The sequence below is a fragment of the Halomonas ramblicola genome, from assembly GCF_030409215.1.
GTDB classification, from domain to species: Bacteria; Pseudomonadota; Gammaproteobacteria; order Pseudomonadales; family Halomonadaceae; genus Halomonas; species Halomonas ramblicola.
Map to the genome: position 1 here is coordinate 54306 of NZ_JAUFPL010000016.1, position 20281 is coordinate 74586.

The 20281-nt window shown below is 69.4% G+C and carries 21 protein-coding genes; 15 read left to right on the top strand and 6 right to left on the bottom strand.

The annotated features are described in order from the left end of the window. The 6 genes from pstC to QWY80_RS03265 form a co-directional block, all read left to right on the top strand. Positions 1-1203: phosphate ABC transporter permease subunit PstC (gene pstC, locus QWY80_RS03240; protein WP_290229255.1), on the top strand; the 1203-nt coding region annotated here is incomplete at its 5' end. A gap of 18 nt (positions 1204-1221) precedes the next feature. Next, positions 1222-2388: a phosphate ABC transporter permease PstA gene (gene pstA, locus QWY80_RS03245; protein WP_290229256.1), complete on the top strand. Its 1167-nt coding sequence runs from the start codon at positions 1222-1224 to the stop codon at positions 2386-2388. A 27-nt stretch (positions 2389-2415) separates the two neighbouring features. After that, complete coding sequence (pstB, locus tag QWY80_RS03250; RefSeq protein ID WP_435389234.1) at positions 2416-3258, top strand: phosphate ABC transporter ATP-binding protein PstB; 843 nt, start codon at positions 2416-2418, stop codon at positions 3256-3258. A 137-nt stretch (positions 3259-3395) separates the two neighbouring features. After that, the gene (locus QWY80_RS03255; RefSeq protein ID WP_290229258.1) at positions 3396-4439 is read left to right on the top strand and encodes an ArsJ-associated glyceraldehyde-3-phosphate dehydrogenase; all 1044 of its coding nucleotides are present in this window, start codon (positions 3396-3398) and stop codon (positions 4437-4439) included. Then, positions 4432-5667 carry an organoarsenical effux MFS transporter ArsJ gene (arsJ, locus tag QWY80_RS03260; RefSeq protein WP_290229259.1) on the top strand — a complete coding sequence of 412 codons (1236 nt, stop codon included), beginning with the start codon at positions 4432-4434 and terminating at the stop codon, positions 5665-5667. The genes QWY80_RS03255 and arsJ overlap by 8 nt, the downstream gene beginning before the upstream one ends. Positions 5668-5745: 78 nt before the next feature. After that, positions 5746-6096, top strand: coding sequence for a metalloregulator ArsR/SmtB family transcription factor (locus QWY80_RS03265; protein WP_290229261.1), 351 nt, complete (start codon positions 5746-5748; stop codon positions 6094-6096). 23 nt (positions 6097-6119) lie between these two features. On the opposite strand, the gene QWY80_RS03270 is transcribed toward QWY80_RS03265, so the two are convergent. The 4 genes from QWY80_RS03270 to QWY80_RS03285 are packed head-to-tail and all read right to left on the bottom strand — an operon-like array spanning position 6120 to position 8310. Continuing rightward, positions 6120-7085, bottom strand: coding sequence for an arsenic resistance protein (locus QWY80_RS03270; protein WP_290229263.1), 966 nt, complete (start codon positions 7083-7085; stop codon positions 6120-6122). Positions 7086-7100: 15 nt separating this feature from the next. Beyond that, the gene (locus QWY80_RS03275; protein ID WP_290229264.1) at positions 7101-7424 is read right to left on the bottom strand and encodes a rhodanese-like domain-containing protein; all 324 of its coding nucleotides are present in this window, start codon (positions 7422-7424) and stop codon (positions 7101-7103) included. A gap of 52 nt (positions 7425-7476) precedes the next feature. Next, positions 7477-7917: a hypothetical protein gene (locus QWY80_RS03280; protein ID WP_290229265.1), complete on the bottom strand. Its 441-nt coding sequence runs from the start codon at positions 7915-7917 to the stop codon at positions 7477-7479. Positions 7918-7971: 54 nt separating this feature from the next. After that, positions 7972-8310 carry an ArsR/SmtB family transcription factor gene (locus tag QWY80_RS03285; protein ID WP_290229266.1) on the bottom strand — a complete coding sequence of 113 codons (339 nt, stop codon included), beginning with the start codon at positions 8308-8310 and terminating at the stop codon, positions 7972-7974. Positions 8311-8463: 153 nt separating this feature from the next. On the opposite strand from QWY80_RS03285, the gene QWY80_RS03290 reads away from it, so the two are divergent. Continuing rightward, positions 8464-9084 (top strand): ABC transporter ATP-binding protein, encoded by a 621-nt coding sequence (locus tag QWY80_RS03290; protein ID WP_290229267.1) that lies wholly within the window; start codon positions 8464-8466, stop codon positions 9082-9084. Next, entirely contained in the window at positions 9075-9878 is an 804-nt protein-coding gene (locus QWY80_RS03295; protein WP_290229268.1) for an ABC transporter permease, read from the top strand. The genes QWY80_RS03290 and QWY80_RS03295 overlap by 10 nt, the downstream gene beginning before the upstream one ends. Before the next feature lie 17 nt (positions 9879-9895). Here QWY80_RS03295 and QWY80_RS03300 read toward each other — a convergent pair whose 3' ends face one another. Both QWY80_RS03300 and QWY80_RS03305 read right to left on the bottom strand, forming a co-directional pair. After that, a complete protein-coding gene (locus QWY80_RS03300) occupies positions 9896-10681 on the bottom strand; it encodes an alpha/beta fold hydrolase (protein WP_290229269.1) in 786 nt (261 codons plus the stop codon). Positions 10682-10709: 28 nt separating this feature from the next. After that, complete coding sequence (locus QWY80_RS03305) at positions 10710-11897, bottom strand: acetyl-CoA C-acyltransferase (RefSeq protein WP_290229270.1); 1188 nt, start codon at positions 11895-11897, stop codon at positions 10710-10712. A 144-nt stretch (positions 11898-12041) separates the two neighbouring features. Here QWY80_RS03305 and QWY80_RS03310 point away from each other — a divergent pair, with 144 nt between their 5' ends. The 7 genes from QWY80_RS03310 to QWY80_RS03340 all read left to right on the top strand — a co-directional run bounded on the left by QWY80_RS03310 (position 12042) and on the right by QWY80_RS03340 (position 20277). After that, the gene (locus QWY80_RS03310; protein ID WP_290229271.1) at positions 12042-12611 is read left to right on the top strand and encodes a TetR-type transcription factor C-terminal domain-containing protein; all 570 of its coding nucleotides are present in this window, start codon (positions 12042-12044) and stop codon (positions 12609-12611) included. A 174-nt stretch (positions 12612-12785) separates the two neighbouring features. Next, positions 12786-14459 (top strand): AMP-binding protein, encoded by a 1674-nt coding sequence (locus tag QWY80_RS03315; RefSeq protein WP_290229272.1) that lies wholly within the window; start codon positions 12786-12788, stop codon positions 14457-14459. A 16-nt stretch (positions 14460-14475) separates the two neighbouring features. Then, positions 14476-15243 carry an SDR family NAD(P)-dependent oxidoreductase gene (locus QWY80_RS03320; protein ID WP_290229273.1) on the top strand — a complete coding sequence of 256 codons (768 nt, stop codon included), beginning with the start codon at positions 14476-14478 and terminating at the stop codon, positions 15241-15243. Positions 15244-15466: 223 nt separating this feature from the next. Continuing rightward, positions 15467-17278, top strand: a complete 1812-nt coding sequence (locus QWY80_RS03325; RefSeq protein WP_290229274.1) for an acyl-CoA dehydrogenase C-terminal domain-containing protein — start codon at positions 15467-15469, stop codon at positions 17276-17278. Between the two features lie 181 nt (positions 17279-17459). After that, the gene (locus QWY80_RS03330; RefSeq protein ID WP_290229275.1) at positions 17460-18314 is read left to right on the top strand and encodes an HTH domain-containing protein; all 855 of its coding nucleotides are present in this window, start codon (positions 17460-17462) and stop codon (positions 18312-18314) included. Further along, complete coding sequence (locus QWY80_RS03335) at positions 18314-19132, top strand: hypothetical protein (RefSeq protein ID WP_290229276.1); 819 nt, start codon at positions 18314-18316, stop codon at positions 19130-19132. Before QWY80_RS03330 ends, QWY80_RS03335 begins: the two co-directional genes overlap by 1 nt. Next, on the top strand, positions 19129-20277 hold the full coding sequence (locus QWY80_RS03340) for a hypothetical protein (RefSeq protein WP_290229277.1): 1149 nt from the start codon (positions 19129-19131) through the stop codon (positions 20275-20277). The genes QWY80_RS03335 and QWY80_RS03340 overlap by 4 nt, the downstream gene beginning before the upstream one ends. Positions 20278-20281 lie beyond the last annotated feature (4 nt).

A 20281-nucleotide genomic window follows, 5' to 3' on the forward strand; every position in this document is an offset into this window, starting at 1 on the left:
CTGATAGCCTTCTTCACCGGTCGTGCCAAGGCCGCGCGGGTACGCGCCGGCGGCACGGCCATGTATGCGCAGCCCGACCAGTACGCCTGGTTCGCGGTGCTGGCCACCGCCGGGCCGGCGTTGCTCGTGGGAGCCGCAGGGGCCTTGCTCATGCTGTTGCTGGGGGCCGAGATCCCGCCGCTCTACCTGCTCGCGGCCAGCCTGGCAGTGGCCGCCGCCGGCCTGCTGGTGGGTATCCAGCAGGTGCGACCCGATTTCCATGCACGCAAGGCCATCGAACGGACAATTCGCTGGCTCCTGGTGGGGGCGGCGCTGATCTCCATCTTCACCACCTTCGGCATCCTCTTCTCGATCGTCTTCGAGGCGCTGCGCTTCTTCCGGATGCACAGTTTCTGGGAGTTCATCACCGGTACGGTGTGGAACCCCGGTGCGAGCTTCCTGGCCGCCGCCGGTCGCGCCGAAGAGGGCGCCAGTGCCGCCCAGTTCGGCTCGGTGCCGCTGTTCGCCGGCACCTTCATGATCACCGCCATCGCCATGCTGGTGGCGATTCCCATCGGCCTGCTGGCGGCCATCTACATGGCCGAGTTCGCGCCCCAGCGGGTGCGCACCCTGGCCAAGCCGACCCTGGAGGTCCTGGCCGGCATTCCCACCGTGGTCTACGGCTTCTTCGCCGCCATCACGGTGGCGCCGATCATCGTCGATATCGCCGGGGTCTTCGGCCTGGATGCCTCCTTCAACAACGCCGTGGCGCCGGGCGTGGTGATGGGCATCATGATCATCCCCTTCATCTCCTCGCTCTCCGACGACGTGATCAACTCGGTGCCCGACAGCATGCGCCAGGGTTCGCTGGCACTGGGCATGACCAAGGGCGAGACGATCCGCGACGTGGTCATTCCCGCGGCGCTGCCGGGGATCATCTCCGCCTCGCTGCTGGCGGTCTCCCGGGCCCTGGGCGAGACCATGATCGTGGTGATGGCGGCGGGCATGCGGCCCAACCTCACCGCCAACCCGCTGGAGGACATGACCACCGTGACGGTGCGCATCGTCGCCGCACTGACCGGCGACCTGGAGTTCGAGAGCGCCGAGACCCTCTCCGCCTTCGCCCTGGGCCTGGTGCTCTTTGCCGTCACGCTGAGCCTGAACCTGGCGTCGGTGCTGATGATCCGCCGCTTCCGCGAGAAGTATCGCGTCAACAACCTCTAACGCCGAGGAATCGCCGAGATGAGTCAATCCTTCGACGACATCAGCGCCCAGCTGCGGAAGCGCCACCGCCGGTCGGCGCGACTCAAGTGGATCTCCATGGGGGCCCTGGGGCTGGCCGGCCTGTTCCTGGTGCTGTTCTTCGCCGATATGCTGGGCAAGGGCCTGCCGGCCTTCCAGCAGGCCCAGATCCAGGTGGAGATCGACTACAACGAGGATGCCCAACGCATGGGGCGGGCCGCCCTGGAGCCCGAAGTGTCGCGCCTGGTCAGCCGCACCTTCGAGCGCCTGATTCCGGGCATGATCCGTGACAATCCCGACCTGCTGGGCACCAGCGAGACCCGCTGGGTACTGGCCGACGGCGAAGTCGACCAGTACCTCAAGGGGCATCGCCACAAGCTCAATGACTCCCAGCAGGCCACCGTCGACGAGCTGGTGGAGCAGGGCCGGGTGGAACTGAAGTTCAACACCACCTTCTTCACCACCGGCGACTCCAAGATGCCCGAGGCCTCGGGGATCCTCTCCGCCGCCGTGGGGACGGTGATGACCATGCTGGTGACGCTCGCCATCGCCTTCCCCATCGGGGTGATGACGGCGATCTACCTGGAGGAGTTCGCGCCGGACAACCGCCTGACCCAGATCATCGAGATCAACATCAACAACCTGGCGGCCATCCCCTCGATCCTGTTCGGCCTGCTGGGCCTGGCGATCTTCATCAACTTCTTCGGCGTGCCGCGCTCCTCGCCCCTGGTGGGCGGCATGACGCTGGCGCTGATGACCCTGCCGGTGATCATCATCGCCACCCGTACGGCGCTGCGCAGCGTGCCCGACTCCATCCGCCACGCCGCCTTCGGCGTGGGCTGCTCGCGCTGGCAGGTGGTGCGCGACCATGTGCTGCCGCTGGCCATGCCCGGCATCATGACCGGCTCAATCATCGGCCTGGCCCAGGCCATGGGCGAGACGGCGCCGCTGATCATCGTCGGCATGGTGGCCTTCATTCCCGACGTCTCGGCCTCCTTCACCGAGGCTGCCACCGTGCTGCCGGCACAGGTCTTCACCTGGGCGGGGGAACCGGAGAAGGCCTTCGTGGAGAAGACCGCCGGGGGGATCCTGGTGCTGCTGGCGATCCTGATCTTCCTGAACGCCACCGCCGTCATCCTGCGCAAGAAATTCGAGCGCCGCTGGTAGCCCCGGCGCGCCATAGAGGATACCGTCATGAACATGCAAACCGCTCCCCGACAGACCGACCAGGCCACGCCGGCGGTGGGCCAGCCCCACACCCGCAACGACAAGGCGTGCCACGACCTGAGCATCCGCATCCGCGATCTCAGCCTCTGGTACGGCCAGGCCCAGGCACTGAAGGGGCTCAACATCGACCTCTTCCAGAAGAACGTCACCGCCCTGATCGGCCCCTCCGGCTGCGGCAAGTCCACCTTCCTGCGCTGCCTCAACCGCATGAACGACCTGATCCCCGGCGTGCGCATCGAGGGCCTGGTGGAGATGGACGGCCACGACGTCAATGCCGTCAAGATGGACGAGGTGGCGCTGCGTCGCCGGGTGGGGATGGTGTTCCAGAAGCCCAATCCCTTTCCCAAGTCGATCTACGAGAACGTCGCCTATGCGCCGCGCATGCACGACCTGGTGAGCCGCAAGCCCGAGCAGGACGACCTGGTGGAGAAGGCCCTGCGCGACGCCGGCCTCTGGGAGGAGGTCAAGGACAAGCTGCACCAGCCCGGCACCTCGCTCTCCGGCGGCCAGCAGCAGCGACTCTGCATCGCCCGGGCCATCGCCGTGCAGCCCGACGTCATCCTGATGGACGAGCCGACGTCGGCGCTGGACCCCATCTCCACCGCCACCATCGAGGACCTGATGGATCGCCTCAAGCAGCAGTTCACCATCATCACGGTGACCCACAACATGCAGCAGGCGGCTCGGGTGGCGGACTACACCGCCTTCTTCCACTTGGGCGAGATCATCGAGTACAACGACACCAACACCATGTTCGCCAATCCCGCCACCAAGAAGGCCGAGGACTACATCACCGGGCGCTACGGCTAACGGCACCGCTGCCGGCAGACGAACTCGACGGGGAGGCCTCGGCCTTCCCGTCGTCGTGTGCGGTAGTCACGGGTTTGACATCCCGTCCTGTCATATATGGAATTCCAGATATAGAAAACGCCTGACAGGAGAACGTCATGACCCTACGCATCGGTATCAACGGCTTCGGCCGCATCGGCCGCCTGACCCTGCGCGGCCTGTGGCCCCGGGTCGAGGCCGGCGAGGTCGAACTCGTGCGCATCAACGACCCGGGGGGCGACGCGGCGACCTTCGCCCATCTGCTGGAGTTCGACTCGGTGCACGGCCGCTGGGCGCCGGGGCAGGGGATCCAGGCCGAGACCGAGGCCATCCTCGTCGATGGCCGGCGGGTCGCCTTCAGTGCCAATCGCGAGCTGACCGACAGCGACTGGTCGGCCTGCGACGTGGCCATCGAATGCTCCGGCAGGATCAAGACCCGCGACAGGTTCCAGGCCTACCTGGATCAGGGCGTCGCGCGGGTGGTGGTGAGCGCGCCGGTCAAGGAGGAGGGCGTACTCAACGTGGTCATGGGCGTCAACGACGACCGCTACGACCCGGAGGTCCATCGCATCGTCACCGCGGCGAGCTGCACCACCAACTGCCTGGCACCGGCAGTCAAGGTGATCCACGAGACCTTCGGCATCCGCCACGGCTCGATAACCACGGTGCACGACATCACCAATACCCAGGTCATCCTGGATGCGCCGAGTTCTCCCAGCAAACCCGACCTGCGTCGTTCCCGGGCCTGCGGCATGAGCCTGATCCCCACCACCACCGGCTCGGCCAAGGCGATCACGGCGATCTTTCCCGAACTCGAGGGCAAGCTGAATGGCCACGCCGTGCGCGTGCCCCTGGCCAATGCCTCGCTCACCGACATGGTCTTCGAGCTCGAGCGCGAGGTCACGGTGGAGGAGGTCAACGCGGCGCTCCAGGCCGCCGCCGAGGGCGAGCTTGCCGGCATCCTGGGCTATGAGGAGCGCCCACTGGTCTCCATCGACTACCGCACCGACCCTAGCAGCGCCATCATCGATGCGCTCTCCACCATGGTGATCAACGGCACCCAGCTCAAGCTCTACGCCTGGTACGACAACGAGTGGGGCTACGCCAACCGCACCGCCGAACTGGCCCTGAAGGTAGGGAATGGGCAGGTGGGCAATGCCTGATACGGGGGGGCTCACGAGACGCCTGAAGTCGCTGCCCTTCGAGGTACGCCAGTACCTGCTGATCACCGGCAACTACTGGGCCTTCACCCTCACCGACGGCGCCCTGCGCATGCTGGTGGTGCTGCATTTCCACCAGCTGGGCTATACGCCGCTGGAGGTGGCGCTGCTGTTCCTCTTCTACGAGGCCTTCGGCGTGGTCACCAACCTGGTGGGGGGCTGGCTGGGCGCGCGCCTGGGGCTCAATCGCACCATGAACGTCGGCCTCGCCCTGCAGATCGTGGCGCTGGCGATGCTGATGGTGCCCGCCGCGGCGCTGACCGTGCCCTGGGTGATGGCCGCCCAGGCGTTGTCGGGGATCGCCAAGGACCTCAACAAGATGAGCGCCAAGAGCGCGGTCAAGGTGCTGGTGCCCAGGGACAGCCCCAACGCGGGCAGCGCCCTCTACCGCTGGGTGGCGATCCTCACCGGCTCCAAGAACGCGCTGAAGGGGGCCGGCTTCTTCCTCGGCGGGGCGCTGCTGACGCTGATCGGCTTCCGGGGCGCCGTCATCGCCATGGCGGTGATGCTCGCCGCGGTGCTCGCGCTGTCGCTTTCGCGGCTCACGGCCGACCTGGGCCGTCAGAAGCGCAAGCCGAAGTTCACCGAGGCGTTCTCCAAGTCACGTGCGGTCAACGTGCTGTCGGCGGCCAGGCTCTGCCTGTTCGCCTCCCGCGACGTGTGGTTCGTGGTGGCGCTGCCGGTGTTCCTCTACGACCAGCACGGCTGGAGCCACTGGACGGTGGGCGGCCTGCTGGCCGTCTGGGTGATCGGTTACGGCGGGGTGCAGACCCAGGCACCGCGCCTCACCGGCCTGGTCAAGGGCGGGGCGCGCGGGATCACCGCCTTCTGGGCCCTGGCACTGGCCGGGCTGCCGGCGCTGCTGGCCCTGCTGCCCCTGGCCGAGGTGGGCTGGCTGGTGGTGGGCCTGCTGGCCTTCGGCGTGCTGTTCGCCGTCAACTCCAGCTGGCACAGCTACCTGATCGTGCATTACGCCCGAGCGGACGGGGTGTCCATGGACGTGGGCTTCTACTACATGGCCAACGCCATGGGGCGCCTATTGGGCACGCTGCTGTCGGGTTGGGTCTATCAGGTCTACGGGTTGGCCGCCTGCCTGTGGATCTCGGCGGCCCTGGTGGCGGCCAGCGCCTCGATGGCCCTGGCGTTGCCGCGGGAGGCCGCTGTGCGCTGATTCGCCAGCCGGCCGTGAGCTTCGCGCCCCCGGCCGGCTGGCGTAGAATCGAATTCGAATCCTTGCAGGAAGCGTCCCATGTCGCTGGATCCCCTCCGCCTCTTCAAGTGCCTCGCCGACGAGACCCGCCTGTTGCTGACATTACTCATCCTGCGCGAGCGGGAGTTGTGCGTCTGCGAGATGACCCACGCCCTGGAGGAGTCGCAGCCCAAGGTGTCGCGTCACCTGGCCCAGCTGCGCCAGTGCGGCCTGCTCGAGGACCGCCGCGAGGGCCAGTGGGTCTACTACGCCATCGCCCCCGACCTGCCCGGCTGGGCATCACGGATCCTGGCGGCCGGGGCGGAAGGCGAGGCCGCGCGTCTCGACGCGCTCCAGGCGCGGCTCGGCCGCATGGGCAATCGCCCCGAGCGCCGCGCCGCCCTGTGCTGAGCGGTCTGCCGTTGGCCATGCGGCTAGGAGTGAGCGGGCTCGGGGATCAACCTGGTCGGCACCCAGCTCAGGTAGGCCACCATGCCGAACAGCTCGACCAGCGACTGGAAGACGATGACCACCACGGCGGCCTGCCAGGCCTCGGGCAGCGCCAGGGCGATGGGCAGCATCACGAAGGAGTTGCGGGTGCCGAAGCTGAAGGTCAGGGTCCTGGCCGCCGGCACGGGGAGCCGGAACAGCCGGCCCAGGGTCTTGCCCAGGAAGGCGGCGAAGACCAGGTAGGCGACGAAGATCAGCAGTACCTGCAGCAACACCCCGCCGAGGCCGGTGACGGTCGCCACCTGCGAGGCCGCGATGACGAAGACCACCAGCGCCAGCAGTGGCACGGGCAGCATGCCCAGGCCATGCACCAGCCGCCTGGCATTGAGGCTACGCTCGGCCAGACGCTCGGTCACCCAGGCCAGGGCGAGGGGGGTGAGGATCAATCCCGCAAAGGCACCGAGCAGGTGGGTGCTGATCGCGGCCTGAAGCCACTCCGCACCCAGGAAGAGCCAGAGATAGAAGGGCAGGGCCAGCAACTGCACGAGCAGGAGTACCGGTGCGGCGGCGATGGCTCGGCCGGCATCGCCCTTGCCGAGGTGGGTGAAGCTGATGAACCAGTCGGTACAGGGGACCAGCAGCACCAGCAGCACGCCGGCCTGCACGACCGGCGACACGGGCAGGAGGGTCATCAGCCCACCCAGAACGCCGGGAATCACCACGAAGTTGCCGAGCAGCAGGGCCGCCAGGAAGCGCCAGTCCTTGAGGCCCTGGCCGAGCCGCGTCAGCGGAACCTGGGTGAAGGTGGCATAGAGCAGTCCGCCGAGCAGCGGCCAGAGGAAGGCTTCAAGGTGTGAGGTGACGTCCGGCAGGCCCAGCCCGATGGCCAGGCCCGCCAGGATACCGATCAGATAGATCCAGGATTGCCACCGTTCCATCCAGTCGTGCACGGGAGAGGGTCCTTCTCAGTGTTCCAGTGTCAAGCCTTCGGCCAACCAGGCCTTCTTTCCACCCACATAGTGGTAGACCTCGGTGTAGCCGAGGCGGGCCAGTCGTTCGGCGGCACGACCGGCCCGCTTGCAGTTCTCGCTGGCGCAATACACGACGATGGTTGCCTGCTTGTCGGGAAGCCGGCGGGGGGCCTCGTCCAGGACGTCGTCGGAAACGATGTTGATGGCCCCCGGCAGGTGCCCCTTGGCGAAGGCAGCGGCCGGCAGGGTATCCACCAGGGTGATGTCCGGGTGTCGCTTCTGCCAGTCCCGCAGGGTGGCGGTATCGATCGTTGTCATGGCGCCTCCTTCACGTCGACGGCACCGCTCGCCGGGCTGCGTCGATGAGGTGTCACGGCCTGCCGAAATAGCGGTCCAGCCCCCACAGCAGCAGGCCGAACAGCAGGTGCGGCAGGGCGGAAGCGGGGATCAGCTGGGGACCGATCGCCAGGCCGGCGGGTCCCCAGCCCACCACGGGGAAGAACACCACCAGGATCACCCCCCATAGCACGGCGGCCAGTCCCAGCGCGGTCGGCAGGGTCTTGCGCGGGAAATAGCGCACGAACACCACCGACCAGAAGGTCACATAGGCCGTGTGGAAGAGCAGGCCGACCGGCATCGGCAGGGTCCGTCCCAGCAGAGTCTCGGCGAAGGCCAGGGAAGGGGGCTTCGGGAAGGGCGATATGCCGGCCTTCAACAAGGTCACCATGACGATGGCGGTGAGCACCGACACCGCGATCCCGATGCCGATCGCCCTGGGCCAGGAGGGTCTGTTGGGGGCTGTCTGGATCATCTTGGGCTCCCTTGTCATGGGCGGTGCGGATGAACCCTCGGGAGAGGCGGAGGGTCACCGGTCGCGAGACGTGGGGCAGCGGGGCCCGCAGCTTTCCTCGGCCTCGCTGCAGCAGGCACCGACCAGGTGGTCCGTCAATGCCAGCAGGGCATCGAACACCGCCCGGTAATAGACGAACTGGCCCTCGCGGCGCGATTCGACCAGGCCGGCGGCGGCCAGCTTCTGCAGGTGGAAGGTCAGCGCATTCGGCGCCACGTCGAGGCGCTCGCCGAGCCTGCCTGCCGCCAGGCCGGTGGGGCCCGCCGCCGCCAGCTGACGAATCGCCGCCAGGCGGACGGGATGGGCGAGGGCGGTCAGTTTTCTGGCGACGATATCGTCGTTGTCGTGGCTCATATTTCAAGATTAGTTGAACTCTATATTTCATGCAATATTGAAATATAGGAGAGGTAGTCGGACACAGGCTTATCCGGGGCGAGCCTCCGGTCCCCGTCCCCGGTCGTGCGACCTGCTATGATCGCGCCGTACCCTGGCCATCAGGAGGTGCCCTTGTCTGCCCACGATGCCCTGCGCCTCGAGCGGCTTGCCATCGGCGAGTTGGCCGGCGTCGACCTGACCCTCGCCCCCGGCGAGATCCTCTGTCTCTCCGGGGCCAGCGGCTCCGGCAAGAGCCGGCTGTTGCGCGCCGTGGCCGACCTCGAGCCCCACGGCGGCGAGGCGTGGCTGGGCGAGCTGGCGCAGTCGGCCACCCCGGCCCACGAATGGCGGGCCCGGGTGATGCTGGTGCCGGCGGAGAGCCACTGGTGGGCGGATCGGGTGGGCGAACACCTGGCCGGGGCCGAGCCCGCCGACCTCGAGGCGCTGGGCTTCATGCCGGAGGTGCTCGATTGGCAGGTATCGCGGCTCTCCTCCGGGGAGAAGCAGCGCCTGGCCCTGTTGCGGGCGGTTGGCCGCGAGCCGGCGGCGTTGCTGCTCGACGAGCCCACCGCCAACCTCGACGAGGCGACGACCCGTCGAGTGGAGGCGTGGCTGACGGCGTGGATCCGAGCGCGAGGCTGGCCGACGCTCTGGGTGGCCCACGACCCCGCCCAGATCGAGCGGGTGGCGGATCGCCACCGGCGTATCCTCGATGGCCGGCTGGAGGAGCGAGAGGAGGGCGCATGGACGTGATCGAGCTGGCCTGGTGGCAGCTGGCCCTGGCGGCGCTGCTGGTGGTGGCCCTGGCCGGCTGCTCGGTCGTCGCGCGGCTGGGCATGGCCAGGAGCCTGCTGGTCGCCGCGGCGCGCACCGTGATCCAGCTGGCCCTGGTGGGGCTGGTGCTGGAGGTACTGTTCGCGGCCTCTAGGCTGCACTGGGTGGCGTTGATGGCGCTGGGCATGCTGCTGATCGCCGGGCGCGAGGTGATGGCGCGTCAGCAGCGCCGCCTGTTGGGCGGCTGGGCCTTCGGCATCGGCACCGTGGCGATGTTCCTGTCGTCGTTCACCGTGACCGTGCTGACGCTGACCGTGATCATCGGCCCGGAGCCCTGGTACCGGCCGCAGTATGCCATCCCGCTGCTGGGCATGATGCTCGGCAATACCATGACCGGGGTCGCCCTGGCGCTGGATCGCCTCACCGACACCGCCTGGCGCCAGCGGGCGGTGATCGAGAATCGCCTGATGCTCGGCCAGCGCTGGCAGGAGGCGGTCGGCGACATCCGTCGCGAGGCGATGCGCAGCGGCCTGATGCCCACCATCAACGCCATGGCCGCCGCCGGGGTGGTCAGCCTGCCGGGCATGATGACCGGCCAGATACTCGCCGGCAGCCCGCCGGCGCTGGCGGTGAAGTACCAGATCCTGGTGATGTTCACCATCACCCTGGGCACCGGCTTCGGCACCCTCGCCGCGGTGGCCGCGGGCAGCCGGCGGCTGTTCGACGGCCGTGAGCGACTGCGTCTGGATCGCCTGGCGACCCCAAGGGGATAGCCGGTCGTGCGCCGGATCTATCGCCCTGGCGGTTCGGCCAGGAAGCCTTCGACGGCGGCGATCAGCCGCTCGGGGCACTCGCGATGGGGCACATGGCCGCAGTCTGGCAGGAGGTGGGGCGCCGCGGGCCCGGGGGTCAGGGCGGCGATGCGCTCGGGCTGGGCCCGGGAGCCGTACTCGTCCCGCTCGCCGTGGATGGCCAGCGTCGGGCAGTGCACCGCGGCCAGGGCGTCGTCCAGGCGCCAGTCGCGGAAGGCCTCGGAGTGCCAGGTCTCGACCCAGGAGCGCAGCACCCAGGCGGCCTTGTCGCCATGGTACTTTTCGAGACGCGAGAGTCCGCCGGGCGCGTCGAAGGCCCGTTCGGCATCGCGGATGCCGGCCAGGGTGCGCGCCTCGGTGAAGGCCTGAGCCGCCACCGTGACCAGCGCCTCGCAGGCCTCGGGATGGTAGCCGGCGCTGGCCACGGCCATGCAGCCGCCCACGCTATGGCCCAGCAGCACGCAGCGCTCGAGCCCCAGCCGCGCCCGCACGGCGGCGAAGTCGCGCTCCGCCTCGTCGGCGATAAAGCTCGTCGGCTGGCGTCCCGGAAACGGATCCGACCGGCCGTAGCCCAGCCGGTCATAGGCGATCACCGCGCGCCCCGTGGTCCGGGCCAGGCGCTCGGGGAAATCCCGCCACAGCGCCACGCAGCCCAGCGAATCGTGCATCAGTACGATGGGGCTGCGTGGCGCTGCGCCGATCTCCGGCGACCAGCACACGGCGTGCAGCTCGCCCCGGGGCGAGGCGATCCGTGACTCCTGCATCTCGGGCCTCCCTGCCATGTCGCCGGCCTCAGTCGATGAGTTCCACGGCCACGGCGGTGGCCTCGCCGCCGCCGATGCACAGGCTGGCGATGCCGCGCCTGCCGCCCCTGGTGCGCAGGGCATGGATCAGGGTGGCGATGATCCGCGAGCCGGTGGAGCCGATGGGATGGCCCTGGGCGCAGGCGCCGCCGAAGACGTTGACCCTGTCGTGGGGCAGGCCCAGGTCGTCCATGGCCATCAGGGTGACCACGGCGAAGGCCTCGTTGATCTCGAAGAGGTCGACGTCGTCGACGCTCCAGTCGAGCGTCTTCATCAGCTTTTCGATGGCACCCACCGGGGCGATGGTGAACTCGCTGGGGTGGCGCGAGTGGGTGCTGTGGCCCAGCATCCGTGCGATGGGCCTGGCGCCGAGGCGGTCGGCCGCGGCCTGGCTGGCCAGGATCAGCGCCGAGGCACCGTCGGAGATCGAGCTGGAGTTGGCCGCGGTGATGGTGCCGTCCTTGGCGAAGGCCGGGCGCAGCGAGCGGATCTTGTCGAGCCTGGCCTGGAAGGGCTGCTCGTCGTGCTCGACGACGCTCTCGCCCTGGCGGCTGGAGACGGTGACCGGCACCATCTCGGCATCCAGCTGGCCGGCCTCGGTGGCCGCCATGGCGCGTTCCAGGGAGGCGATGGCGAAGTCGTCCAGGCGCTCGCGGGAATACTCGCGCTCGCTGGCGATCTCCTGGGCGAAGCCGCCCATCAGCTTGCCGGTCTCGGCGTCCTCGAGGCCATCCAGGAACATATGGTCCTTGAGCTCCCCATGACCCAGGCGGTAGCCCGTGCGCGCCTTGGTCAGCACATGCGGTGCGTTGGACATGGACTCCATGCCGCCGGCCAGCACCACCTCGCCGCTGCCGGCACGGATCAGGTCATGGGCCAGCATGGTGGCCTTCATGCCCGAGCCGCACAGCTTGTTGACGGTGGTGGCGCCGACGGCGTCGGGGATGCCCGCCTGGCGCATGGCCTGGCGGGCGGGGCCCTGCTTGACCCCGGCGGGCAGCACGCAGCCCAGGATGCCCTCGTCGATGTCCGGCGCCTGGATGCCGGCCCGCTCGATGGCGGCACGCACGGCGGCGGCACCCAGCTCGGGTGCGGTGAGGCTGGCGAGGCTGCCCAGCATGCCGCCCATGGGCGTGCGGGTGGCGGAGAGGAAGACGATGTCGTTGGCGTGGCTCATGGTGTGGCTCCCGATGGGGCCCGGGCCGGTCGCCCGGGCCGCGTTGTGATGGTGGTGTTGGCCGCCGTGCGTTGACCCGTCCGCGGGGCTGTGGTTTTCTCAGGGTCAACCAAGCAAGCGCTAGTGTAAACGTCGATGAATGTAATGAACGACTCCCCGCGCCGCAAGGAACTCACCCGCCTGGCCGCCCAGCTGTTCGTCCAGGAAGGGTTCGACCGCACCACGGTGCGCATGCTGGCCCAGGAGATGGGTATCAAGTCCGGCAGCCTCTTCCACCACTTCCGCGACAAGCAGGAGATCCTCGCCGCGGTGATCGAGGAGGGTACCCAGAACGCCCTGGTCATCGCCCGCAAGGCCCTCTCCCGTTGCGACAACGAGGCGGGGACACGGTTGCATGCCATGGCTCGGGCGCACCTCGAGACGCTGCTCACCGACCGCAACGCCCATGTGGTGGCGCTCTACGAGTGGCGCCGCCTGTCGCCCGAGGCCCGCGACCACCTCAGCCACCTGCGCGACGCCTACGAGGCGCTGTGGGAGCAGGTCATCGACGAGGCCCTGGCGGCCGGGTTGATCCGCGGCGACCGCTTCCTGGTTTCGCGCTTCGTGATGGGGGCGCTCAACTGGACGGTGCGCTGGTACGACCCCGACGGCCCCCGCACCCCGGACGACCTGGCCGACGAGCTGGTCGCCATGATCACCCGCGCTCCCGCCTGATGCCGGCGAGCCGCGCCCCGGCGGCTCGCTCGACCAACGTCTAGTCGTTTCCACCGCTCTCCACCCTTGCCCTGCGGTCCGTGACTCGCTAGCTTGGACCTAGCGCTTGATAGGTTGACGCTTACGTTAACTGAAGAGCTACAACAAGCACAACCCGGCAGAAGAGGACACTTCATGAGCACGCAAGCGAGACTCCCCGAGTATCGGGCCTACCTCGAGAGCTTCTCCGTCGACGACATGATCGCCCGGCTCGACGACCATCGGGACGGCAAGGCCAACGCCTTCGAGTCCTGCTGCGGACGCCACCTGCGCGCCGGCCGCGGCGAGGTGCCGGCCCTGGTGCACGAGGACACCCAGGGCAACGTCAACCGGCTGACCTATGCCGAGCTGGAGGCCGAGAGCGCCCGGCTCGCCGGCTGGTTCGCCGAGCAGGGCCTGGGCGTGGGCGACCGCATCGCCTGCATGCTGCCGCGCTCGCCCCAACTGCTGGTGGCGGCGCTGGCCACCTGGCGCATCGGCGCCGTCTACCAGCCGCTGTTCACCGCCTTCGGGCCGGACGCCGTGGACTACCGCCTGGGCCGCGCCGACACCCGGCTGGTGATCACCGATCATGCCAACCGCCACAAGTTCGAGGGCCTCGCCCAGTGCCCGCCGGTGCTGGCCGTGGGCGGTCCCACCGCCGAGCACGCCGAGGACCGGGACTGGCAGGAGGCCCTGGCCCACGGCCCGATCCAGGCCGCGCCGCCGCGCCTGGGCCGCGATGCCCCCTTCCTGCAGATGTTCACCTCCGGCACCGTGGGCAAGCCCAAGGGCGTGGCGGTGCCGCTCGCCGCCATGACCGCCTTCGCCCTCTACATGGAGTTGGCTATCGACCTGCGCGACAGCGATCGCTTCTGGAACATGGCCGATCCGGGCTGGGCCTACGGCCTCTACTACGCCATCGCCGGGCCGCTGCTGCTGGGCGTGACCACCCATTTCTGCGAGGCGGGCTTCAGTGCCGAGGGGGCGCTCGCCTTCATGCAGCGCCACCGCATCACCAACTTCGCCGCCGCGCCCACCGCCTACCGTCTGATGAAGGCCTCGGGGCTGTTCGACGACGCCCACCAGACCCTCGAGCTGCGCGCCGCCAGCTCCGCCGGCGAGCCGCTCAATACCGAGGTCGTCGCCTGGGTGGAACGCGCGCTGGGGTGCCCGGTCATGGACCACTATGGCCAGACCGAGACCGGCATGACCTGCAACAACCACCATGCCCTGGCCCACCCCAAGCACGTGGGCGGCATGGGCGTGCCGATGCCCGGGCATCGCCTGGCGATCCTCGACGCCGAATACCGCGAGTTGCCGCCGGGCGAGCCAGGGGTACTGGCGGTGGACATCGCGCGTTCGCCGGCCTTCTTCTTCCCCGGCTACACCTGGCAGGAGAAGCACCCCTTCGCCGAGGGCTACTACCTGACCGGCGACGTGGTGGTGCGCAACGAGGACGGCACCTTCCAGTACGCCGGTCGCGACGACGACATCATCACCACCGCGGGCTATCGGGTCGGGCCCACCGACGTGGAGAACTCGGTGATGACCCACCCGGCGGTGGCGGAATCCGCCGCCGTGGGCCAGCCTGACGAGATCCGCGGCGAGATCATCAAGTCCTACATCGTGCTGCGCGAGGGCTTCGAGCCCGGCGATGCACTCGCCGACGAGATCCGCCAGCTGGTGCGCGAGCGGCTCTCCACCCACGCCTTCCCGCGGGTCATCGAGTTCGTGGAGACGCTGCCCAAGACGCCCAGCGGCAAGATCCAGCGCTTCAAGCTGCGCGCCGATGCCGCCGAGAAGGCGGACGCCTCGCCGGCCACATGACATCGAGGAATTTTCCATGCAAGTAAAGGACAACACCTTCCTGATCACCGGTGCCGCCTCCGGGCTGGGGGCGGCCACCGCCGAACGCCTGGTGGCCGCCGGTGGCCGGGTGGTGCTCTGCGACCTCAGCGAGGCCGTGGAGACCCACGCCGAGACCCTCGGTGACGCCGCCCGCGCGGTGCGCGGCGATGTCACCGCAGGCAGTGACATCCAGGCCGCCATTGACGCCGCCGTCGAGCTCAGTGCCGGCCGCGGCCTGGCCGGGGTGGTGCACTGCGCCGGCGTGGTCAGCGTGGCCAAGCTGGTCGACCGCGAGGGCAATCCCGCCGACCTCGACGCCTACCAGCGCACCATCCAGATCAACCTGGTGGGTACCTTCAACGTGATGCGCCTGGCCGCCGCGGCCATGGCGAAGAACCCCGCGGGCGAGGACGGCGAGCGCGGGGTGATCGTCAACACCGCCTCGGTCGCCGCCTTCGACGGCCAGGTGGGGCAGTGCGCCTACAGCGCCTCCAAGGCCGGGGTGGTGGGCATGAGCCTGCCGGCGGCCCGGGAGCTCTCGCGTCACGGCGTGCGGGTGATGGCCATCGCCCCCGGCGTCTTCGAGACGCCAATGATGAGCGAGATCCCCGACGAGGCCGCCCAGGCCCTGGCGGCATCCGTGCCCTTCCCCAAGCGCCTCGGCAGGCCCGACGAGTTCGCCCGCCTGGCCGAACAGATCCTCGCCAATCCCATGCTCAATGGCGAGGTGATCCGCCTGGACGGCGGCATTCGCATGCAATAGCCGGGCTTCGCCCGGAGCTATAAGCCTTAAGCTGCAAGCTTTGAGAGGGAAGAGATGTTTGTCTTCCCTCTTCGAGCGGCGAAGCCGCGCTCTTTTCTCTTCCCACTGTTGTGTCGGGAGTGAAACGAACGCTTGACTCTCTTTGCTGGCAGGCGTAATTTCAAACACATGTTTGAAAGCGGTTCCCGCCGCTCTCGTGCGCCCGACACCAGGAGAGACCCGGATGCCCGACTATCAGGCCCCCCTGCGCGACCTGCGCTTCGTGATGGACGAGATGCTGGACTACCCGGCCCACTATGCGCGCCTGCCCGGCGGCGAGGACGCCAGTCCCGACGTGGTGGCCGCCATCCTGGAGGAGGGCGCGCGCTTCGCTCGCGAGGTGCTGCTGCCGCTGAACCAGAGTGGCGATCGCGAGGGCTGCCTGCTGGAGGGTGGTGAAGTCAAGACGCCGAAGGGGTTCAAGCAGGCCTATGCCCGGTACGTGGAGGGCGGCTGGCCGAGCCTGGCCGCCGACCCCGAGCATGGTGGCCAGGGCCTGCCGCCTTCGCTCGCCATGGTGCTCAGCGAGATGATCTGCGCCACCAACCTGGCCTGGGGCATGTACCCGGGGCTCTCCCACGGCGCCGCCGACGCCCTGCGCCACCACGGCAGCGCCGAGCAGAAGGCCACCTACCTGACCCGGCTGGTGGCGGGGGCCTGGACCGGCACCATGTGCCTGACCGAGCCCCACTGCGGTACCGACCTGGGGCTGATCAAGACCCGTGCCGCGCCCACCGATGACGGCGCTTTCGACATCACCGGCACCAAGATCTTTATCTCCGCCGGCGAGCACGACCTGGCCGAGAACATCGTCCACCTGGTGCTGGCCAAGCTGCCCGACGCCCCGGAGGGCTCCAGGGGCATCTCGCTATTCGTGGTGCCGAAGTTCCTGCCCGATGCCGACGGCAATCCCGGCGAGCGCAACGCCGTGGCATGCGGCTCGCTGGAGCACAAGATGGGCATCCACGGCAACGCCACCTGCGTGATGAACTTCGACGGCGCCCGCGGCTTCCTGGTGGGCGAGCCCCACAAGGGCCTGGCCTGCATGTTCACCATGATGAACGCCGCGCGCATCGGTGTGGGCATCCAGGGCCTGGGCGTCGCCGAGGCGAGCTTCCAGAACGCCCTGGCCTATGCCCGCGATCGCCTGCAGATGCGCGGCCTGGCGGGCCCCCGGGCGCCGGAGAAGGCCGCCGATCCGATCATCGTCCACCCGGACGTGCGGCGTATGCTGCTGACCCAGAAGGCCTTCGCCGAGGGTGGCCGGATGCTGACGCTCTATACCGCCCAGATGATCGACATCGTCGAGCACGGCCAGGACGCCGCCGAGCGCGAGCGCGCCGAGACCCTGCTGGGCCTGCTGACCCCCATCGTCAAGGCCTTCCTCACCGAGACCGGTTGCGAGGCGACGAATGAAGGTGTTCAAGTCTTTGGTGGGCACGGCTTTATCCAGGAGTGGGGCATGGAGCAGCTGGTGCGCGACGCGCGCATCACCCGCCTCTACGAGGGCACCACCGGCATCCAGGCCCTCGATCTGCTGGGACGCAAGGTGCTGATGAGCCAGGGCGAGACGCTCAAGGTCTTCACTCGGGAGATCCACAAGTTCTGCCGGGCCGAGGAGGGCAATGCCGAGATCGCCGAGTTCATCCGCCCGCTGGCCAAGCTCAACGCCGAGTGGGGCGAGCTGACCCTGGGCATCGGCATGAAGGCCATGGCCGATCGCGAGGAGGTGGGTGCCGCCAGCGTCGACTACCTGATGTACGCCGGCTACGTGACCCTGGCCTACCTCTTCGCCCGGGCCGCGAAGCAGGCGAAGGCGGCGCTGACTGAGAGCACCGATGACGGCGCCTTCTATTCGGCCAAGCTCGACACCGCCCGTTTCTACTTCCAGCGCCTGCTGCCGCGTACCCGCGCCCACAAGCAGGCCATCGAGGCCGGCGCCGAGTCGCTGATGGCGCTCTCCGCCGAGGACTTCGGCCGCGGCTTCGAGGTCTGAGGCACGGACGGACCAGCGAGCTCTCTCTCGATCGGTCGACGATCGGTGGCTTGGCGGCGGGGCAATCCCGCCGCTTTTTTACGTCTGGCCGCTGGGGGCTCTGGTGCTCGGACGGTGGTGGAGGCATGATGCCAGCGTAGGTTGAGACAGGAAAACGCGTCTTGTGCGCCAGGAGGCCAGCATGTCCCGAACGAACCGCCTGCATGAACTCCTCAGGAGGCTGCGACACCACGATGGCCCCGTCAGCGGACCGGACCTCGCCGAGGCGCTGGGTGTGCCGCTGCGCACCCTCTACCAGGACATCGCCGCGCTCAGGGCGGTGGGAGTCGAGGTGGTCAGCGAACCCGGCCAGGGGTATGTACTGCCGCCCGATGTCCTGCTGCCGCCCCTGGCGCTGCGGGAGCCCGCCGCCGCGCAGCCGGCCGAACTGGTCTTCTACACCCACCCCCTCTCGCGGGGCGGCATCGTGCACTGGATGCTCGAGGAGCTCGGCGTGCCCTATCGCCTGGTGACCCTGGAGTACGGCGCCACGATGAAGTCGCCCGACTACCTGGCCATCAACCCCATGGGCAAGGTGCCGGCCATTCGCCACGGCGAGCGGGTGGTCACCGAGGCCGCCGCCATCTGCGCCTACCTCGCCGATGCCTTCCCCGAGGCCGACCTGGTGCCGCCGCCCCCGGCGAGAGGCGACTACTACCGCTGGTTGTTCTTCGCCGCCGGGCCGCTGGAGGCCGCCATCTCGCTGGACAGTCTGGGCTTCCGGCCCAGCGTGGAGCAGCGGATGCGGCTGGGTTCGGGTGACTATGCGGCGGTGATCGACACCCTGGCCGCCGCCGTGGAGGGACGCCGCTACATCGCGGGTGATGCCTTCAGCGCCGCCGACGTCTACGTCGGCTCCCACATCGGCTGGGGCATGCAGTTCGGCACCCTTCCCCGGCGCCCCGAGTTCGAGGCCTACTGGGCGGGACTGAAGGACCGGCCGGCGCGCCAGCAGTGTGAGGCGTTCGTCCAGCAGGCCCTGGCCCAGCAGGCCTGATGGCGAAACGCAGCATGCTCCCGCGGCTCTCGCGCCACTGGCCTCTCGCCCTGGTGCTGCTGATGCTGCTGCTGTGGTCGCTGGCAGGCCGGGGGCTGGCTGATGCGTTGTTCCTGCCGGTGTGGGTAGTGGCCACCCAGCTGATCGTGGCCGGTAGCCTGGAGGCGGCTCGGCTGCAGCGCCGGGCCTGGCTCGACCAGTACCTCTTCGACGACTCGCCCTGGCATCGTTGGCTGCGTGGCGGCCTGGTGATGGTGCTGCGCCACCAGCTGGTAGGGGCCCTGCTGGCGCTGGTGTTGCTGGTCAAGCTGCGCCTGCTGCCGCTCGTCGCCTGGCCGCTGCTGCTGGCGGGGGCGGCCGGCCTGGTGCTGGCGCGCCAATGGATGCGTCGTCGCCTGGCGCGCCACGTGATCGGCGAGCGGCTGCCGGCGGTGACCCGGCGCCTGCTGGTGCCACCCGTGGCTGGCCTGCTGGCCCTGGTGCTGGTGGTCGCGGCGTTCTGGCTGCCGCAGCCCTGGCTGGTCGGCCTGGGCTGGGAGGAGGCGATCGCTGACCACCTGCCGGGCGACGAAGGCGGTTCGCTGCTGGCCTTCTTCGAGCGGCTGGCCGCCAGCGCCGAGGTCACCCAGTACTGGGCCATGCAGAACGCCATGGAGCGGCTCCTGCTCGGCCCTCTCATGACGCTGCTGGGCTGGTTGCTGTTACTGCTGACCCAGGGCGTCGTCGCCTGGGCCTATGTCCGCCTGCTGGTGGGGGTCGATGCCCTGCGAAGGGAGCGACCGGCGGTGACCCGCCGGCATCGGGAGGAGTCGCCATGACGGCGTCGCGCGCTTCGCTCCCGGATTCCCGAGAGCGGCGCTGCCTGCCGGGTGGCTGGCGCCGCTGGATGCCGACGCTGCTGGTGGTCGCGCCGCTGCTGTTGCTGCTCGAGGGCGGCCATCGCTGGCTCGAGTCGCGCAGCCAGGCACCGCTGTTCCGGGTGATCGTGGCGGGCGAGTCGCTGACCCTGGATGCCGAGACCCATGCCGCCTTCTCCCGGGACCTGGCCGCGCTCACCGACGATGCCCGGGGTCGGCTCGCGGCGCGCATGACGCCATGGGTCGAGGCGCGCCTCGCGGCGGCCTTCGCCCCGCTGGAGGCGGCGGTACCCGGTTACCTGGACTGGTACTTCTCCGCGACCGGCAGCTACACCCGCCTCGGCGTGGCCCTGGTCGGCGACCTGGACGGCTGGCTGGACGAGCAGCTGCACTCACGCCTGGTGGAGCCGAGCGGCATCGAGGCGGCCCTGGCCGAGCTCCAGGCGGACTACCCCCGGCGCCTGGCCCGTGAACAGCAAAGGCTGACCGATGCACTGGCCACCACGCTGCAGGCACGCTATGCCCCGCGCCAGGCGGATGCGGAGGAGGGCGACGGGGCGCTCGCCGCCCTCGACCTGGACGGGGTGCTGCAGCGCTCGCTGCACGACGGCCTCGACCGGTCGCGCTGGAACGTCGCCGCCGTGGGCGGCGGCGGTGCGGGGTTGCTGGCCGGCCGGGCCATGGCGGCTCGCCTGGGGAGTACGACGGCGGTACAGGGCAGCCGCATGGTAGTGCGCAGCCTAACGGCGCGCCTGGGGGCCGGCACCGCGCGGGCGCTGCTGGGCGGCGGCGCGGCGGCGGCGGCCAGCGCCCCCACCGGCCCGGGCGCCCTGGTGGCGGGTACCGTCACCACCGCGGCGACCCTGGCCGGCATCGCCGGCAGCGAATTCGCCCTGCTCAAGGCGCAGAAGGCCCTTCAGCGTCCGGCCATGCAGGCCCAGCTGCAGGAGGAGCTCGCCCGCACCCGGGCCGCGATGGCCCTGACGCTGGAGGCCTCTACCGCCGGCGCGGCCCGGGCCCTGGAGGAGCGGTTGGCCCGTGCGGCCTCCCCCGAGGAGGTCCAGACGCCCGAGACCTACCGGATCCTCGGCCGGCGGGACGAGTAGGGCG

Coding starts and splice junctions, on each gene's coding strand:
- QWY80_RS03295 (WP_290229268.1), top strand. CDS start 9,075: ATGGACGTGATCGAGCTGGCCTGGTGGCAGCTGGCCCTGGCGGCGCTG.
- QWY80_RS03315 (WP_290229272.1), top strand. CDS start 12,786: ATGAGCACGCAAGCGAGACTCCCCGAGTATCGGGCCTACCTCGAGAGC.
- QWY80_RS03335 (WP_290229276.1), top strand. CDS start 18,314: ATGGCGAAACGCAGCATGCTCCCGCGGCTCTCGCGCCACTGGCCTCTC.
- QWY80_RS03310 (WP_290229271.1), top strand. CDS start 12,042: ATGAACGACTCCCCGCGCCGCAAGGAACTCACCCGCCTGGCCGCCCAG.
- QWY80_RS03265 (WP_290229261.1), top strand. CDS start 5,746: ATGTCGCTGGATCCCCTCCGCCTCTTCAAGTGCCTCGCCGACGAGACC.
- pstB (WP_435389234.1), top strand. CDS start 2,416: ATGAACATGCAAACCGCTCCCCGACAGACCGACCAGGCCACGCCGGCG.
- arsJ (WP_290229259.1), top strand. CDS start 4,432: ATGCCTGATACGGGGGGGCTCACGAGACGCCTGAAGTCGCTGCCCTTC.
- QWY80_RS03285 (WP_290229266.1), bottom strand. CDS start 8,310: ATGAGCCACGACAACGACGATATCGTCGCCAGAAAACTGACCGCCCTC.
- QWY80_RS03340 (WP_290229277.1), top strand. CDS start 19,129: ATGACGGCGTCGCGCGCTTCGCTCCCGGATTCCCGAGAGCGGCGCTGC.
- QWY80_RS03305 (WP_290229270.1), bottom strand. CDS start 11,897: ATGAGCCACGCCAACGACATCGTCTTCCTCTCCGCCACCCGCACGCCC.
- QWY80_RS03330 (WP_290229275.1), top strand. CDS start 17,460: ATGTCCCGAACGAACCGCCTGCATGAACTCCTCAGGAGGCTGCGACAC.
- QWY80_RS03325 (WP_290229274.1), top strand. CDS start 15,467: ATGCCCGACTATCAGGCCCCCCTGCGCGACCTGCGCTTCGTGATGGAC.
- QWY80_RS03280 (WP_290229265.1), bottom strand. CDS start 7,917: ATGATCCAGACAGCCCCCAACAGACCCTCCTGGCCCAGGGCGATCGGC.
- QWY80_RS03255 (WP_290229258.1), top strand. CDS start 3,396: ATGACCCTACGCATCGGTATCAACGGCTTCGGCCGCATCGGCCGCCTG.
- QWY80_RS03320 (WP_290229273.1), top strand. CDS start 14,476: ATGCAAGTAAAGGACAACACCTTCCTGATCACCGGTGCCGCCTCCGGG.
- QWY80_RS03300 (WP_290229269.1), bottom strand. CDS start 10,681: ATGCAGGAGTCACGGATCGCCTCGCCCCGGGGCGAGCTGCACGCCGTG.
- QWY80_RS03275 (WP_290229264.1), bottom strand. CDS start 7,424: ATGACAACGATCGATACCGCCACCCTGCGGGACTGGCAGAAGCGACAC.
- pstA (WP_290229256.1), top strand. CDS start 1,222: ATGAGTCAATCCTTCGACGACATCAGCGCCCAGCTGCGGAAGCGCCAC.